Source organism: Polaromonas sp., from assembly GCF_039930745.1.
Taxonomy (GTDB): domain Bacteria; phylum Pseudomonadota; class Gammaproteobacteria; order Burkholderiales; family Burkholderiaceae_C; genus Polaromonas.
Genome location: NZ_JBDTTH010000008.1, coordinates 56,486 through 73,100 on the forward strand (window position 1 = coordinate 56,486; position 16,615 = coordinate 73,100).

General features: G+C 63.2%; 14 protein-coding genes, 1 tRNA gene and 1 pseudogene. 5 read left to right on the forward strand and 11 right to left on the reverse strand.

Translation table 11 applies throughout. The features are described 5' to 3' along the window. Window positions 1–47: 47 nt before the first annotated feature. The 7 genes from ABI660_RS04925 to ABI660_RS04955 all read right to left on the reverse strand — a co-directional run bounded on the left by ABI660_RS04925 (window position 48) and on the right by ABI660_RS04955 (window position 6,554). Entirely contained in the window at window positions 48–1,466 is a 1,419-nt protein-coding gene (locus ABI660_RS04925; RefSeq protein ID WP_348065542.1) for a sigma 54-interacting transcriptional regulator, read from the reverse strand. Next, window positions 1,463–2,086, reverse strand: coding sequence for a hypothetical protein (locus ABI660_RS04930; protein ID WP_348065544.1), 624 nt, complete (start codon window positions 2,084–2,086; stop codon window positions 1,463–1,465). Before ABI660_RS04930 ends, ABI660_RS04925 begins: the two co-directional genes overlap by 4 nt. Then, the gene (locus tag ABI660_RS04935; protein WP_348065546.1) at window positions 2,070–3,491 is read right to left on the reverse strand and encodes an ATP-binding protein; all 1,422 of its coding nucleotides are present in this window, start codon (window positions 3,489–3,491) and stop codon (window positions 2,070–2,072) included. The genes ABI660_RS04930 and ABI660_RS04935 overlap by 17 nt, the downstream gene beginning before the upstream one ends. Before the next feature lie 33 nt (window positions 3,492–3,524). Continuing rightward, a complete protein-coding gene (miaB, locus tag ABI660_RS04940; RefSeq protein WP_348065548.1) occupies window positions 3,525–4,871 on the reverse strand; it encodes a tRNA (N6-isopentenyl adenosine(37)-C2)-methylthiotransferase MiaB in 1,347 nt (448 codons plus the stop codon). Between the two features lie 80 nt (window positions 4,872–4,951). After that, window positions 4,952–5,401 (reverse strand): hypothetical protein, encoded by a 450-nt coding sequence (locus ABI660_RS04945; protein WP_348065550.1) that lies wholly within the window; start codon window positions 5,399–5,401, stop codon window positions 4,952–4,954. Between the two features lie 69 nt (window positions 5,402–5,470). Continuing rightward, window positions 5,471–5,547 (reverse strand) — tRNA-Met (locus tag ABI660_RS04950). A 230-nt stretch (window positions 5,548–5,777) separates the two neighbouring features. Then, window positions 5,778–6,554 (reverse strand): enoyl-CoA hydratase, encoded by a 777-nt coding sequence (locus ABI660_RS04955; protein WP_348065552.1) that lies wholly within the window; start codon window positions 6,552–6,554, stop codon window positions 5,778–5,780. Between the two features lie 111 nt (window positions 6,555–6,665). On the opposite strand from ABI660_RS04955, the gene ABI660_RS04960 reads away from it, so the two are divergent. From ABI660_RS04960 to ABI660_RS04975, 4 genes and pseudogenes are all read left to right on the forward strand, one after another. Beyond that, window positions 6,666–7,481 (forward strand): enoyl-CoA hydratase-related protein, encoded by an 816-nt coding sequence (locus tag ABI660_RS04960; RefSeq protein ID WP_348065554.1) that lies wholly within the window; start codon window positions 6,666–6,668, stop codon window positions 7,479–7,481. Window positions 7,482–7,562: 81 nt separating this feature from the next. After that, the gene (gene paaI / locus ABI660_RS04965; RefSeq protein WP_348065556.1) at window positions 7,563–8,012 is read left to right on the forward strand and encodes a hydroxyphenylacetyl-CoA thioesterase PaaI; all 450 of its coding nucleotides are present in this window, start codon (window positions 7,563–7,565) and stop codon (window positions 8,010–8,012) included. After that, window positions 8,009–9,306 (forward strand): annotated as a pseudogene (paaK, locus tag ABI660_RS04970) (phenylacetate--CoA ligase PaaK). The gene paaI and the pseudogene paaK overlap by 4 nt, the downstream one beginning before the upstream one ends. Window positions 9,307–9,409: 103 nt before the next feature. Further along, window positions 9,410–9,922, forward strand: coding sequence for a hypothetical protein (locus ABI660_RS04975; RefSeq protein ID WP_348065558.1), 513 nt, complete (start codon window positions 9,410–9,412; stop codon window positions 9,920–9,922). A 23-nt stretch (window positions 9,923–9,945) separates the two neighbouring features. On the opposite strand, the gene ABI660_RS04980 is transcribed toward ABI660_RS04975, so the two are convergent. The 3 genes from ABI660_RS04980 to ABI660_RS04990 form a co-directional block, all read right to left on the reverse strand. Continuing rightward, the gene (locus tag ABI660_RS04980) at window positions 9,946–11,766 is read right to left on the reverse strand and encodes a peptidase M61 (protein WP_348065560.1); all 1,821 of its coding nucleotides are present in this window, start codon (window positions 11,764–11,766) and stop codon (window positions 9,946–9,948) included. 158 nt (window positions 11,767–11,924) lie between these two features. After that, complete coding sequence (locus tag ABI660_RS04985) at window positions 11,925–12,641, reverse strand: DsbC family protein (RefSeq protein ID WP_348065562.1); 717 nt, start codon at window positions 12,639–12,641, stop codon at window positions 11,925–11,927. A gap of 53 nt (window positions 12,642–12,694) precedes the next feature. Beyond that, window positions 12,695–13,840, reverse strand: coding sequence for an FAD-dependent monooxygenase (locus ABI660_RS04990; RefSeq protein ID WP_348065564.1), 1,146 nt, complete (start codon window positions 13,838–13,840; stop codon window positions 12,695–12,697). A 77-nt stretch (window positions 13,841–13,917) separates the two neighbouring features. Between ABI660_RS04990 and ABI660_RS04995 the strand changes: the two genes are divergently transcribed. Next, window positions 13,918–14,826, forward strand: a complete 909-nt coding sequence (locus ABI660_RS04995) for an MOSC N-terminal beta barrel domain-containing protein (RefSeq protein ID WP_348065566.1) — start codon at window positions 13,918–13,920, stop codon at window positions 14,824–14,826. Here the strand turns inward: ABI660_RS04995 and ABI660_RS05000 are convergent. Further along, complete coding sequence (locus ABI660_RS05000) at window positions 14,811–16,613, reverse strand: 7TM diverse intracellular signaling domain-containing protein (protein WP_348065568.1); 1,803 nt, start codon at window positions 16,611–16,613, stop codon at window positions 14,811–14,813. The genes ABI660_RS04995 and ABI660_RS05000 overlap by 16 nt on opposite strands. Between the last annotated feature and the right edge of the window lie 2 nt (window positions 16,614–16,615).

Consider the following 16,615-nt stretch of genomic DNA (forward strand, 5'->3'; position numbering starts at 1 on the left):
CAGTTTTCTGTCGCCTGACAGCGACAGCTTGACCCTCCAGTGGGAAATTAGTGTTTGGAATCAGGGGCTTGACCGTGTCGCTCTGTGGCGACAGGCTCTGGCGGGAGCGTCGCATCGGCCTTGAAATGGCCGGGCGTGAGGCTGTGTTTTTGCATCAGGCGGTAAAACTCGGTGCGGTTGCGGTCAGCCAGCCGGGCAGCATCGGCGACGTTGCCATCAGTCAGTTTGAGCAGGCCGACCAGGTACTCGCGCTCGAAGCGCTGGCGCGCTTCCGCCAGTGTGAGCACCTGCACGCTAGGCGAGCGCAAGGCGCGCTGGATCAATGTCAGCGGGATCAGCGGTGTGCTTGCTAGGGCGCAGACCTGTTCGACCACGTTGTAGAGCTGGCGCACATTGCCCGGCCAGGCGGCGGTGCTCAGGGCCTTGAGCGCCTCCGGCGCAAAACCGCTCAGGCGCTTGCCGTATTTGTCCGCCAGCTTGACCAGGAAGTGGTTGGCCAGCAGTGCAATGTCTTCGCGCCTTTCGGACAGGGGCGGCAAGGTCAGCGTGACGACATTGAGCCGGTAGTACAGGTCGGTGCGGAATTGCCCCTCGGCCATGGCCGCATCCAGGTCGCGGTGCGTGGCCGACAGAATACGCACATTGACCGGAATGGACTGGCTGGAGCCCAGCGGCCGGACCGTCCGCTCCTGCAGCACGCGCAGCAGCTTGACCTGCAGGGCCAGCGGCATGTCACCAATTTCGTCAAGCAGCAAGGTGCCGCCCTCGGCGGCCTGGAACAGCCCCTTGTGGTTAGCCGAGGCGTCGGTGAATGCGCCTTTGACATGGCCGAAAAGTTCCGACTCGAGGAGGGCCTCAGGAATGGCGCCGCAGTTGACGGCGATGAAAGGATGCGCCGCGCGCGGGCTGGCCTGGTGGATGGCTTGGGCCAGCAGTTCCTTGCCGGTGCCGCTTTCACCGCGCAGCATCACGCTGGCGTCCGAGCGGGCCACCATGCGCGCCTCGGCCAGGGTTTCGGCCATGCGGCTGGAGCGGCTGATGAAGCCGCTTTGCCAGACCGGTGCCTGGCCCGCAGGGACCAATGACGCCGGTGCACTCAGGGCCAGTGCCTGCGCGATCTTGTCGAGCAGGCCTTTACCGTCAAATGGTTTGGTCAGGTAGGTGAATACACCGCGCTCGGTGGCTTCCACCGCGTCCGGAATCGTGCCATGGGCGGTCAGCAGGATGACCGGCAATGAGGGGTGCTGGCTGCGGATTTCGTCAAACAGCGCCAAGCCGTCCTTGCCGGGCAGGCGCACGTCGCTGAGCACCAGTTGCGGGCGCTCGATGTCGAGTTGCGTCAAGGCCGCCTCGGCCGAACTCACGGCGCTGACGCGATAGCCTGCGGCTGTCAGCCGCATGGTCAGCAGGCGCAGCATGTCGGCGTCGTCGTCGACAACAAGCAGGTGGGCGTCGGCTGTGCTCATGATCCGGGTGGCCGGGGGCGGCTTGCGGGGGACGTCGCAGGTGCAGCCGGCGGGCGGCTGTTCAGGCTGCGCTCGATCTCCTTGAGCGCGTCAAGTTTTTCCTGGGTTTGCTCAAGGCGGCGCTGCAGGCCCTGCAGCTGCTGGTTCTGTCGGTCGAGCAGGTCCTCGACACGCCGCTGTTCGGAAAGCCGGGTAGCCAAAAGGCGTGCGACGGCGTGCAGCGGCCGGGCTTCGGCGCTGGCGTTGGCCAGCACGCGTTGCAGCAGTTCCTGGGCGCGCACCAGGTCGTAGAGTTGCCGGGTCTGGCTGAGCGCAAGGGCCAGCCGCACTTGGTCGGCGGGCAGCGTGGGGTCGGCCAGGCGGATGATTTCCTGCGTCAGTTCAGCGCCCTGGAGGGTGCGTATACGGTCCGCGTGAGCCAGCAGGGACGTCAAGGCTTCGCTGTCTTTCTCCGCAGACGCCACCTGGGCTGGCGTTTCTGCCTGTGCCGGCCTTGCCGCTTTGTCCTGCATAGGGGAAGGCGGCGCGGGCGCGGCACAGCCCGCGTTCAGGCTGATGGCCAGGGTCCAGGCCGCGGCGTGAGGAAGGGAACAGCCGAAGGCCTTAAATCTTGAAAACATGGGGAAGTTCTATCCTGAAGTGTGCACCAGGTCCGTCCGGCAGCAATTGCACCCGGCCGCCATGTGCAGCAATGTACTCGTGGACGATGGACAGGCCGATGCCGCTGCCGCGTACTGCCTGCGGCGGTTGCCGCTCGCCCCGGTAAAAGGGTTCGAAAATCCGCGCCTGGTCGTCCAGCGCGATGCCTGGACCTTCGTCTTCCAGGTCGATGCGGACAACTTCGGCAAGCCGACTCAGCCGGATGCGTATCCTGCCTCCGGCAGGGGAAAACCGGATGGCGTTGGACAGCAGGTTGGCAATCACGGTGCCGAGTTTGTCGCGGTCCACCTCGGCCTGTACAGCTTTGCCCTCGATGCCGATCTGCAGGTCGCGGGCACGCCACTGCAACTGCTGGCTGTCGACCTGTGCCTCGATCAGTTGCAGCAGGTCCGTTTTTTCCCGATGCAACTGGCGGGCCTCGAATGCCGCGGTATTGAAGCGCAGCAGGTCCTCGATCTGGCCTTGCAGCAGGCTGGTGTTGTGGCGCAGGATTTTGGCGACTTCGCGCTGGTTCTCGCTGAGTTCACCAGCCACACCATCTTCGAGCAGCGAGACACCTTCGCGCAGCGAGGCCAGCGGCGTCTTGAGTTCGTGCGAAACATGGCGCAGAAAACGCGACTTGTCGGCGTCCAGTTCCACCAGCCTGAGGCGCAGCCAGTCCAGACGCTGTCCGACGAGCTGCAAGTCGGCCGGCCCGTCTATGCGGATAGCCTGGTCCAGGCGGTTTTCGCCCAGGCCGATGATGGCTTTTTCAAGGCGGTTCAGCGGCCGCGTGAGCCAGATGCCGAAGGCCAGGGCCATCAGGACGGCCAACCCGATGGCACCTATGACCTGCTGTGTCAATTGACGGCGGCGCGTTTCCAGCGTGTCGAGCAGGTCGCGGTTTTGCGTGGCAATGGTTTGCCGCACCTGCTGCGCAATGGCCGCATTGATGCGGTCCAGTTCCTGGAATTCGTCGGCCACTTGCCTGTCCCTGTCGAGTGCGGTGTCGGGCGAGCCGGACAGCAACCTGGTGACGGCCTCGAGATGATCCCTCCAGTCCTTGGCCAGGGCCTCGGGGACGTCCTGCGGCCCCAGCCGTCCCAGCACCTGGCGTGCTTCGCCGGCAGCTTCGTCGAAACGCTGCCGCAGCACGCGGTCGGCGAGCACCAGCGACTGGCGCGCGGTCCGCTCCATGGCCACACTGCGCTCGTTCAGGGTCTGGGCGGCTGCGCTGAGGTCCAGCGCGCGTGCGGCACCGTCGCGGCTTTGCATCGTCAGCTGTTCCAGTGTGAACAGCGCGCGAAGGGAGGCGGCGGCCAGCAGGGAAGCAATCAGCAAAAACGCGACCACCAGCAACTGACGGAAGGAGACGCGCTCAAGCATGGGTGATCCGTGCTGGCTGGGGAGAGACGCGCCTCAAACGGTCAGGGCCACTTCATCATGACGCAGCACCTCGCCGCGCAGGGAACGCTGCGAGGTCTGCGTGATGGTGACGTCAATCATCTGGCCGATCAGGCGCGGCGACCCCGTGAAGTTGACGACGCGGTTGCATTCGGTGCGGCCCATCAGCTCGGACGCGTCCTTGCGCGAGGCGCCTTCAACGAGGATGCGCTGCACCGTGCCCTGGCGGCTGGCGCTGATGGCGCGCACGCTGTCGTCGATGGCGGCCTGCAGGCGCTGCAGGCGGGCGAGCTTGACCTCGTGCGGCGTGTCGTCCGCCAGGTTGGCAGCCGGCGTGCCGGGGCGCGGGCTGAAGATGAAGGAAAACGAGGTGTCGTAGCCAACGTCGTTGATCAGCTTCATCATCTTGTTGAAGTCGTCATCGGTCTCGCCGGGGAAGCCGACGATGAAGTCGCTGCTCATGGCCAGTTCGGGGCGGATGGCGCGGAGCTTGCGGATGGTGCTTTTGTACTCCATCGCGGTGTAGCCGCGTTTCATGGCCATCAGGATGCGGTCTGAGCCGTGTTGCACCGGCAGGTGCAGGTGGTTCACCAGCTTGGGCAGCTTGCCGTAGGCGTCGATCAGGCGCTGCGTGAATTCGTTGGGATGGCTGGTGACGTAGCGGATGCGCTCTATGCCCGGGATGTCGGAGACGTACTCGAGCAGGGTGGCGAAGTCGGCTATTTCGGTGGTGCCGCCCATTGGTCCGCGGTAGGCGTTGACATTCTGGCCCAGCAGGGTCACTTCACGCACGCCCTGGTCGGCAAGGCCAGCGACCTCAACCAGCACGTCCTCGAACGGGCGCGAAACTTCTTCGCCGCGGGTGTAGGGCACGACGCAGTAGCTGCAGTATTTGGAGCAGCCCTCCATGATGCTGACAAACGCGCTGGCGCCCTCCACGCGGGCCGGCGGCAGGTGGTCGAATTTTTCGATCTCCGGAAAGCTGATGTCCACCTGCGATTTGCCCAGGTTCATGCGCCTGTTCAGCAGGTCGGGCAGGCGGTGCAGGGTCTGTGGGCCGAACACCACGTCCACATAAGGTGCGCGCTCGATGATGGCCGCGCCTTCCTGGCTGGCGACACAGCCGCCAACGCCGATCAGCACGCCTTTTTTCTTCAGGTGTTTGATGCGCCCGAGGTCGCTGAAGACCTTTTCCTGCGCCTTCTCGCGCACCGAACAGGTATTGAACAGGATCAGGTCGGCTTCATCGACATTCGTTGTGGGCTCGTAGCCCTCGGCGGCGTGCAGCACGTCGGACATCTTGTCCGAGTCATACTCGTTCATCTGACACCCGAAGGTTTTGATAAAGACTTTTTTGCTCATGGAATTGCTACCGAATTAGGAGCTGCTTGCGCCCGTGGAATAAGGGCTGGAGGCCGATTTGGCTTGCAGAAACAGCAGGTTTATTGCTTGTAGCTCGGCAACTGGTGGTAAGGCGTATTGCCGTCGTCCTGGCGCACGGTTTCGGTTTCCGAGCCGAAGATGAAGTTGCGCAAGGACAGGCCTGCGCGTTTTTCCTTGGCTTCCTCGTCAGTCAGCACCCAGACCTCATACACCAGCCCGGCGCTGTCCCGCGTGTAATTGACGAGGAGTTCCTGACCCAGCAAGGCGCCCGACAACACAAAGTGGTTGCTGCTGTTGCGGATGCGGGCACCAGGAGACAGGCGGTCGGGCTTGCCGTTCAGGCTAATCTCGGGCGGGGTCTGCACGACAAGCAGCCCACGCTGGGCGGCTTTGGGGAAGTTTCGGACGCCGGCAATCTCATCGGTCTGCGCCAGCGTCGGAGGGGCCAGCGCCATCAGGATGGCCAGTATGGTAGCCGGAAGGGTGAACAGGTGCAGGCAGCGTTTCATGGTGTATGTCCAGAGGCTGTGAAGTGACAAAGCCCCAGAGGATGACACCTCTGAGGCTCCGCGAAACTGTGGTGGTGATAGGTGGACTTGAACCACCGACATCAGCATTATGAATGCTGCGCTCTAACCAACTGAGCTATATCACCGCGCGACCGAGATTATAGCGGCTCTTCCATAAGTCTGATTGCCGGGCGCATGGCGGCACAAAGCGTGAGCGAACACAAGGCGTTCGGCGGTGCTCGGAATCCTCATGCACCGAAGTGCATTCCGGTGTCCTGCGCGACCCTCGCATGAGCTCGAAAGAGCGATGCGACACGCGCCTTGCCCTGCATCCCGGTTAGTCAGACTTCTGAAAGTGCCGGAAACCCCCGCTACGCTATCGATTGGTAAAGGTTGGCTTGCGCTTGTTCACAAACGCGTCCATGCCTTCCTTTTGATCGCTGGTGGCGAAGGCTGCATGGAACAGGCGCCGCTCGAACATGATGCCGTCGGCCAGGGTGCCCTCGTAGGCGCGGTTGACCGCCTCCTTCGCGGCCATCACGGCAATCTGTCCGTAGTCGCAAATCTGCAGCGCCGCGCCCAGCGCTTCATCCATCAGCTTGTCCAGTGGAACGACGCGGCTGGCCAGGCCGCTGCGTTCAGCCTCCACTGCGTCCATCATGCGGCCGGTCAGAACAAGGTCCATGGCCTTGGCTTTGCCGACCGCGCGCGGCAGGCGCTGTGTGCCCCCGGCACCGGGAATGACGCCGAGCTTGATTTCCGGCTGGCCGAACCTGGCGTTGTCCGCGGCAATGATGAAGTCGCACATCATCGCCAGCTCACAACCGCCGCCCAGCGCAAAGCCGCTGACCGCGGCGATCACCGGCTTGCGTATGCTTCGGATTTGTTCCCAGTTGCGCGTGATGTAGTCGCCCTTGTAGACATCGGCAAAGCTGTAAGTGGCCATGGCGCCGATATCGGCGCCGGCCGCAAAGGCTTTTTCGCTGCCGGTGAGGATCATGCAGCCGATGTGGTCGTCCGCGTCGAAAGCCTTTAGCGCGGCGCCCAGTTCGTCCATCAACTGGTCGTTCAGTGCATTGAGCTGCTTGGGGCGATTCAGCGTCACGATGCCGACGTGGCCCTCGGTTTTGGTCAGAATGAGTTCGTAAGTCATGGCAAGTCCTTGTGGCTGAATCATGCCATGCGTCCAAGGCCTGGCGGGCAAGGGAAAACATTAACCGACCGTCGAGTCGGTTAATGCTAAATTCAAGAACAGGAGACAGACATGAGCGATGCCCCTTCCGAACCGACGGTTCTTTTTTCCATACACGGCGCCGTGGTGCTGGTGACGCTGAACCGGCCGCAGGCACTGAACAGCTTCACGCGCCAGATGCACCAGCAGCTGTGGGACGCGCTGGACAGGATTGAGGCCGACCGCGCCCTGCGTGCCCTGGTCATCACCGGCGCTGGCCGGGGTTTTTGCGCCGGCGCCGATCTGGCCGAGTTTGATTTCGTGCCCGGGCCCAACCTGGTCCAGCGCGCCGATCCCGGCCCCATCATTGACCAGGCCTTTAACCCGACGGTGCGGCGGTTGCAGAAGTTGCGCGTTCCGACCATTGCCGCGGTCAATGGTGTGGCCGCCGGCGCGGGCGCCTCGCTGGCCATGACCTGCGACCTGGCGATTGCCGCGCCGGGCGCCAGTTTCATCCAGGCTTTCAGCAAGATCGGCCTGGTGCCCGATGCGGGCGGTTCCTGGTTCCTGGTCAAGCGGCTGGGCCTGGCGCGCGCGATGGGGCTGGCCATGCTGGGTGACAAGCTCAGCGCGAAGGATGCGAAAGAGTGGGGAATGATCTGGGACGTGACCGCCGAGGGCGAAGACTGCGTGGACAAAGCCATGCAACTGGCCACACGGCTGGCGCAGATGCCGACCCGCGCCCTGGTTGAAACGCGGCGCCTGCTCAGCGAAGGTGCGAGCCGCGACCTGGATGCCCAGTTGGACAAAGAACGCGACACGCAGTCAGCGCTCGGACGCACGCATGACTACATCGAAGGCGTGATGGCCTTTCTCGAGAAGCGCCCAGCGGCGTTCAGGGGCGATTAGCATGAGCCCCCACGTTCGTCATTGCATGTACTCACTGCCCCCCGAGGGGGCGTCATCCGCCTTGGGGCGGCCCGGCGGCGAATGATGGACGCCAAAACACTCGCACGCCAGGTCGGCGAAGCCATGTTTGCCGCCGACAGTGCCTCACGTGAATTCATGCAGATGGAGTTGTTGTCTTGCGAGCCCGGCCGCGCCGTGATGCGCATGGCCGTGCGCGAGGCCATGCTCAACGGGCACAAGATCTGCCACGGTGGGTTGATCTTCACGCTGGCAGACTCCACCTTTGCCTTTGCCTGCAACAGCCGCAACAAGGTCGCGGTGGCGGCGGGTTGCAGCATCGAGTTCCTCAAGCCAGGCCAGCTCGGCGATGTGCTGACCTGCGAGGGTATGGAGCAGGCGTTACAGGGTCGGCATGGTATTTACGACATGAAGGTTAGCAACCAGCGCGGCGAGGTGGTGGCCATGTTCCGCGGCAAGAGCGCGCAGATTGCAGGCAGCGTGATTCCCGGCCCTGCTGCGGAGGCGCCATGACAAGTTTCCCGCTCGAAGCCATAGAAAAGGCCGGTCTCGACGAACTGCGCGCCTTGCAGCTCAAGCGCATGCAGTCCACGCTGCAGCATGCTTATCTTCATTCGCCGGTGTACAAGGCCAAATTCGATGCGGCCGGTGTGCACCCCGGGGAATGCAGGACGCTGGCCGACCTGGCGAAGTTTCCCTTCACCACCAAGCAGGATTTACGCGACAGCTATCCCTTCGGCATGCTGGCGGTGCCGCGCGAGCAATGCATGCGTATTCATGCGTCCAGCGGCACCACCGGCAAGCCGACCGTGGTCGCCTACACGAAGAACGATGTGGATATGTGGTCGGGCTGCGTCGCGCGCAGCATACGCGCGGCAGGCGCGCGGCCTGGCGACCTGGTGCACATCAGTTATGGCTACGGCCTGTTCACCGGGGGACTCGGCGCGCATTATGGTGCCGAAAAACTCGGACTGACGGTGGTGCCCTTCGGCGGCGGGCAGACCGAGCGCCAGGTGCAGCTGATCACCGACTTCAGGCCCGACATCATCATGGTGACGCCCAGCTACATGCTGGCGATTGCCGACGAGTTCGAAAAGCAGGGCATGACGCCGGCCGACTCCAGCTTGCGCACAGGCATCTTCGGCGCCGAGCCGTGGACCAACGACATGCGCCATGCAATCGAAAAGCGCATGGGCATCGACGCGGTGGACATCTACGGGCTGAGTGAAGTCATCGGCCCGGGCGTGGCCAGCGAATGTGTGGAAACCAAGGATGGGCCAACCATTTGGGAAGATCACTTTTATCCGGAGATCATCGACCCCGTCAGCGGCGAGTTGCTGCCTGACGGCGAGATAGGTGAGCTGGTGTTCACCAGCCTGAGCAAGGAAGCCCTGCCCATCATCCGCTACCGCACGCGGGACCTGACACGCCTGCTGCCCGGCACGGCACGCAGCATGCGGCGCATGGAAAAAATCACCGGGCGCAGCGACGACATGATGATTGTTCGCGGCGTCAACGTGTTCCCCACGCAGATCGAGGAGCTGATTCTCAAACGTATCGAACTTGCGCCGCACTACCAGTGCATCCTAACCCGCGACGGTGCGATGGACAGCCTGTGCGTGGTGGTGGAAACCCGGCCCGGCCTGGCCTGGCGACCGACAGCGCGCCTGCGCAAGCCGCAGCACGTTTGCTGCAGCAAGAAATCAAAGCCTATGTCGGCACCAGCGCGGACATCGAGCTGCGTGCCGAGGGCGGGGTGGAACGCAGCCTGGGCAAGGCCAAGCGGGTACTGGACCACAGGCACTGAGCGGCGAGGCCCGGGGCTCCGGTTTGTTCCCGGGTAAGCACCCTCTCGACGGTGTGTCACTTTAGTTTTAGACTGACTCGACAACGAGTTGTAGGAGGTTGCCATGATTGACAAGCAAGCGATCTACCACAAGACGCCGAAAGGTGTGGAGGCGATTGCGAACAGGCAGTCGGGTCTGGCGCCCAAACTGCGATCCCTGTTGATCATGATTGATGGAAAACGCGGCTACACGGAGCTTGCCGCCATGTCCCTGGTGGTCGGCGACTGCGAACAGATGCTGCTGCAGCTGGCGCAAGACGGCTTTATCGAGCCGGTCGGTGGTGCAGTGCCGGCCAGTACCGCATCTGCGCATGCAGTCTCTTCGATGGCCAACACCGAGCCGGCGCCCCTGATGGTGGTTTCATTGCCGGAAGCCAAGCGTTTTACCGCGCGTCTTCTGACCGACTTGCTCGGCCCCAGCGCCGAGGTGTTGTGCATGAAAATCGAGACGGCCAAGAATCTCGCGGAGTTTGTCGCTGCGGTCAAGCGCGCCAGGGAAATCGTCCGCGATGTCAAGGGCAACTCAGGGGCAGAAAACTTTATTGCACAGGTCGAACTGCACACGCCGGGAAGCTGAGCCGCTGTCCCAGGGCGATCGGGTCATGCAACCGGAGAGAGCCACGGTGCCACCAATGCGGCGTCGCGCAGGACCAGGCGCCAGGTGCTCGCTGCCGGCGGCAGACTCAGCTCCAGCCGCAGCAGCCGCTTGTCACGCGCAACCAGGGCCAGCATCTTTTTCCGTGCCCCGGCGTAAAGCATCAGGTCATCGAGCCTGGCCAGGCGCCAGCCTTCGGCGGGCGGTTTTCTTTTTCCGGTGGCGACGGGTTCAACTCCCAGCCACTCATCACCGGCTGCAAACCCGGCACGTTCGGCTGCGCCGCCGCGCAACACGGTCTTGACCTGCACCCCGCTTGACTCCTGCACGCGCAGGCCCAGGGTCTGTGCTAACTGCGCGGGCTCATCGAGCACGGCAACGCCGTGGCGCTGCAACAGCTCGCGCAGCGGGAGCTCGCTTTTGCCGTGCACCCAGCTGGCGATTTCCGGCGCGTAGGAGCGGCCACCGACCTCTTGCAGTGCCGCCGCGAAGTCCGCTTCGGTCATCACTCCCCCACGGCAACGCAGCCACAGCTGGCGCATCACGTCGTCAAGAGTGACTAGGGTGGTGCCCTTGCTTTCTGCGCGCAATGTCAGGTCAAAACACAAGGCGATCAGCGCGCCCTTGGTGTAGTAGCTGACGGTGGCGTTCGGCGTGTTTTCGTCCTGGCGGTAGTACTTGACCCACGCGTCAAAGCTGGCCTGGGCAGCAGACTGCAACAGCCGTCCGGGTGTCTGCATGACCTGGTTGATGGTCTTGTTCAGGAGCTTGAGGTAGGCCGCGTCGTCAATCAGCCCGGCGCGGCGCAGGAGCAGGTCGTCGTAATAACTCGTGAAACCTTCAAAAAACCAGAGCAGCTGCGTGTAATTTTCGCGGCCATAGGCGTAGGTGCCGAACTCGGCGGGCCGCAGGCGCTTGACGTTCCAGGTGTGGAAGTATTCGTGGCTGATCAGCCCACGCAGCGTGGTGTAACCCTCGGGCAGCTTGCTGCTGCCCAGGCGCGGCAGGTCCTGGCGCTGGCAGATCAGCGCGGTGGAGTTGCGATGTTCCAGCCCGCCGTAACCGTCGTCCACGGCATTGAGCATGAACAGGTAGTTTTTGTGTGGCGGCTTCTTGCTGCCATGCCAGAAGCGGATTTGCGCTTCGCAGATCTTCCGGGTATCGGCCAGCAGCCGGGCACCGTCAAAACTGGCCGTGGCTCCGGCCACCACAAAGCGGTGTGGTACGCCGCAGGCGGAAAAAGAGCCGCTCCAGAAGGAACCCATTTCGACCGGGCAGTCAACCAGCTCGTCGTAGTTGGCGGCGAGGTAGGTCCCGAAGCCTTGTCTGTTGATTTTCAGCGGACTCAGCCCCGTGGCGACAGACCAGGCGCTGATGGCCGGTGCAGAGACCACTTCAAGTGCATGCGCTGCCCGGTGCTGGTCCTCGACCTGTAAACACAGTGAACTGCCATTGAAGAAACCGCGTCCGGCGTCCAGCGAGGCGGTGCGTACCGAGTTGTCATTGGCGTAAACCTCGTAAGCCAGCACCAGCGGCCGGTCGGGGCTGCAAAGGACCTGCCAGCTGCATTTGTCCAGTTGCTCGATTTGGCCGGCGGGTAGGGCGCGTGTGCCTTGGCGGGCCCGCAAGCCCTGCAGGTTTTTCGAGAACTCGCGCACCAGGTAGCTGCCGGGAATCCACACTGGCAGGACCAGTCGCTGTAGCGCCGCGGGACGGGCAATGGTCAGTGTGATGCGGAACAGATGGGCGTGGAGGTCGGCGACTTCGACGCGGTAGTGGACCGCCGCCAGCGAGGCTCCGGAAGGCTTGGCAGGATGTTTGGGCATATGCGCAAAGAATACTGCATCGGTGAAATGCAGGCCCTCAGCCGGCGGGTGCACAGAGGGTTGTTAATTTGCTATCGATTGGATAGCTGCTATCGCCCACCATCAAAGGGCTAGAGGCATATTTTGTTAAAAATTTGAAGCGGAAGGCCAGCCCGGAATCAGGGGACTTTAGCCTCGGCCAGGTGCTTTTCGACCTCCCGGGCGCTGATCGCACCGGGTACGCGCGATCCGTCGGCAAAAATCACGGTGGGTGTACCGGTGATACGGTATTTTTTCCCGAACTCGATGTTGCGCTCCATTGCGCTGACATCGCAGCTGGCGCTGGCCACCGGTTGGTCGCGCACCATCAGGTCTTGCCAGACTTTGGCTTTGTCTTTGGCGCACCAGATATTTTTCGATTTTTCGCCAGAGTCTGCGCTGAGGATAGGGTATAAAAACATGTAGACGGTGACGTCGCTGACCTTTTGCATGTCGCGTTCAAAACGTTTGCAATAACCGCAGTTCGGGTCTTCAAACACGGCCATTTTCCGCTTGCCGTTGCCGCGCACAATTGTGAATGCGTCCTTGAGCGGGAGCGCGTCAAAAGCCACGGCATTGAGTTTATCGACACGTTCTTCCGTCAGATTGCGCCTGGCCTTGGTGTCGATCAGGTGACCCTGGATCAGGTAGTTGCCTTCTGCATCCGTGTAGAAAATTTCGCTGCCGTTGACGCGCACCTCATACAGGCCGGCCATGGGTGCCTGTTTGATCTCGTCGATTTTGGGCAGGTTGGGCAGGCGTTCGGTGAGGGCCTTGCGAATGGCTGCTTCCTGCGCCGTGGCGCCCAGGCTGATGGCCAGCAACGCGCCAGCCAGAATTGATTTGAACAATGTCATCGTTTTCCAGTCAATTTAATCTATCGTCCCCTCAAGGGGCTATTCATCCAGAATCAACCCTGCGGCGAACCCATGGCCTGCCGCATGACCCACTCCTTAAGCGTCCCACTGCGCGCAAAACCCTTCATGCCCCAGTTGCGCACAGCCTGCCAGCGCGCATCGTCTTGTGCAAACAGGCTGTGCAGGCCATCGGTCACCGCGCCCATAGCCGCCACATCGGCCTTGCGCGAGCGTTCGTAGCGCCGCAGCAGCTTTTCGTCACCCAGGCCGCGCCAGTACTCGCGCCCGTGGATCACGGCCCCAAGCCCGGCTGCATCAGCCAGCCCCAGGTTCAGCCCTTGGCCGGCCAGCGGGTGCACCGCGTGTGCGGCGTCGCCTGCCAGCGCCCAGCCCGGACCCACCCAGCGCTCGGCCCGCGACAGCGCCAACGGCCAACTGGCCCGGCTGCTCGCCAGCTCCAGGCAACCCGCTTCGGCACCGCAGACGGTTTGCACAGCTGCTGAAAATTCTTCCGGGGTCAACTTTTCCAGCGCGGCGGCATGTTCCACAGAGACTGACCACACCAGCGCCACAGAGTTCCCTTCGGCGCCGCCTATCGGCAAAAGAGCCAGGATTTCGCCGTTGTGAAACCACTGGCGGGCCACGCCCCGGTGCGGCAGATCGCTTCGCAGGCGGGCAGCCATGGCTTTTTGCGGATAGGGCTTGACGACCCATTGCACGCCGAACTCATTACGGCTGGTACTTTTCTGGCCTTCGCAGATGACGGTCAGCGCGGCTTTGACCGGTGCTTCCAGGGTTTCTGCCTCCAGGGTTTCTATCTGCGGCTGGTAACGCACGGCTTCTGCCAGTTGCTGCTCCAGCGCCGGCACATCGACGATCCAGGCCAGGGCCGCTTCAGGGTCGGCCGGCGGCGCTGAAAAATCAAGCCGGCCGCCATCGTCACCCCAGACGCGCATTTCCAGCACCGGAGTGGCGGCGGGCGCATCTGGCCAGGCCCTGAGCGAGGCCAGCAACCGGCGTGATGCGCTGTTCAGGGCATAAGCCCGTACATCCTGCGAAGCGGGCTTGTCAGCCGGGCCGGCGGCCGGCGCGGGCCGGGCAACCAGGGCCACATGCAGGCGATCGCGCGCCAGCAACAGGGCCAGCGTGCGGCCGACCACACCGCCACCGCGGATACAGACATCAAAGGGCTTGGACATGGCTCATTTTAGAAGGCAGTGCAAAATCGTCCCCGGATTGCTGCAACTTGTACTATCTGACTTGAAGGACTTGCCACATGAGTGAACCATTGAGCGAAACACCAGGCGCCCGGACGGCCGACGTCAGGGCCGTGATTGCCGGGCTGTGGGTGTATCCCGTCAAGTCCTGTGCGGGTGTGCAGGTGCAAGAGGCGATATTGACTGAAACGGGGCTGGAGTTTGACCGGGCCTGGATGGTGGTTGATGAACAGGGTTCCTTCCTGACACAGCGCGAGCTGCCCCGCATGGCTTTGATCCAGCCGCAGCTCAAGTACCACGACATGGTGCTGCGCGCCCCGGGCATGCTGGCGCTGCATATCGCGCTAGACCAGGTGCAGAAGCCGGTGCGCGTCAACATCTGGGACGACGAGGTCAAGGCCTACGACATGGGGCCCATTGCAGCCCAGTGGTTCAGCGATTTCCTCGGCGTGAAAGCGCGGCTGGTGCGTTTTGACCCCGAGGAAAAACGTGCATCCAGTCCGCAATGGACCGGGGACGTGGAGGCCCTCAACCAGTTCAGTGACGGCTATCCGTTGCTGGTACTCAGCGAAGCTTCGCTGGCAGGATTGAATGAAAAATTGCAGACGCGAGGCGCTGTGGCTGTCGGCATGGTGCGTTTCCGGCCCAACATAGTGCTGGGCGATGTGTCCGGCGGCAACGGGCTCGCGCCGCATGATGAAGACCGGCTTGACCTGCTGGAGATTGCCACGGACCAGGGGGTGGTGCGGCTCAAGCCCGTCAAGCCTTGCCCACGCTGCCCGATTCCCAACATTGATCCGGCCACGGCACTGAGCAGCCCAGACGTAGGCGACATGCTGCAGACTTACCGGCAGGAGCCACGCCTCAAGGGCGCGGTGAGCTTCGGCATGAATGCCATTGTCCTGCAGGGCAACGACCACCTGCTCAAGGTGGGGCAGGGCGTCACGGCCAACTACAACTTCGGGTAATTCCGGATCGGATCGCTGTCGCGGTTGCTCTCGTCCGTGGAGTCCTCTTCCAACGGCATGGGCCGGGTGAGTTCGGGCTCCAGGAAACGGATGGGCCGGCGTGTGCGCGCCGCCATGCCGTCGAGCAGATGGGCCAGGGCCTGCGAGAGTTCCGGCCCGTTCGCCAGCTTCTCGGTGAGCAGCACACCGGCGACGTGAAACTGCAGAATAACTTCGGGCTTGAGTCCTTTAAGCGGCATCAGTCCCGAGGCGATCAGTCGCGCGGCCATGTCGGTCACCGGCTCGCGGGTGGAGGCGCCTTCCATGATCAGGCCAAAACGGGCTTCATCCACCCTGCCCACGGTGTCGACATCCCGCAGGATGCGGCGCAGCTTGATCACGCTGCGCAACAGGCTTTGTTCGGCCACCGCGGTGCCGTGGGTGCGCTTGACGTAATCGTAATTGGCCAGCTCCACATAAACCACGGCAGCCGGTTCTCCGTGGCGCGTGGCGCGTGAGACCACCCGGTGAAGCCGGTCGTTGAACAAATGAGGGGTCAGCAGGCCGGTCAGCGCATCCTGGCTCGCCATGGCCTGCTCTCTGGCTTCCATGCTGTGGCGCTCGCGTGAGCGCAGGTTCAACGCGACCAGCAGCAAAGGCACCTGGAGGGTCAGGCCGGCCAGGAGCCCGTATTGCGATAGCGCTGACACTGGAAGCAGGCCCGAGGTGCCGGCCAGCGTCAGCAGGGCAGCCAGCGCCAATGGCATGAAGGCGGCAAGCACCCAGAACCCCACCATGTCCTTGCCCTTCCAGACGATGATGGCCCTGCGCATGCCCAGCACCAATACCACCATCACATAGGCGCCCGCAATGATGACGCCGGTGCCGCGCTCCACCATGGCATAGGTGATTGCCAGTGGCAGGCTGGCCGCGCCAAGCCAGTACGCGACCGGGGCAAGCCATTTCTGGCCTGTGCCTGTGCCGCACAGGTGATGCACGACCATGGGTGCCGCGCCCGCCGCCAGAAGGCTCAGGCAGCCCGGTGCCAGGTCGGCCCAGCCACCGGAACCGCTCCACAGCAACTGGCTGGCCACACCCGTCCATGCGGCGGCCACCAGCGTCATGACCGCCACATACAGGGCATACCAGCCGTAGGCCGGGTCGCGGTAGACCAGGCTCTGGGCAGCCCCGGCAACAATCAGCAAAAGCAGGGCGCCCAGCATCATGCCTGAGGCCATGGCCTCGACCTGCTGGCCATGGCTGCGAGCTTTGCCTGAGATGGCCCTGACCGGAATGTTGACACGTGTCGCGTGCTGGACGCGAACATACACGTCGCGGACGCCATCGCTTGTCAGTGCCAGATGGAATTGCGGGTAACGGCCAGACTCCGGCCAGGTGGAAACGGCGACGGTGTCACCAGCCGTCTCGCCGATCCAGCCGCCTGTGGGGGTCTGCTGGAAGACGGTGACCTGGTCCAGCAGGGGCAGGGGAAACTGCAGCACCCAGTCTTGCTGTGAATGGGCTGATTTCTTGAAGCGATAGTGTTGCCACAGCGCGGACTGCGGACCGAGCGCATAAACAGCATGGGCTTGCGCGGGACTCATGGGGGGGCGGGTGTTGCTGGCCGCCAGCTGCGTGATAGTGGCCTGGGCATCGCTGTCCATCCAGGTCAGGGCACTGGCTTGCAGATCTGTGACGGGATGCTGGTCGTCCAGAATGACAATGGGCTGGGCAAAACTGGCTGCGCCCAGCAAACCCGACAGAACCGCCAGCAGCAGCGCCGCCAGGAGGCCGGTCGCGTATCGCATAC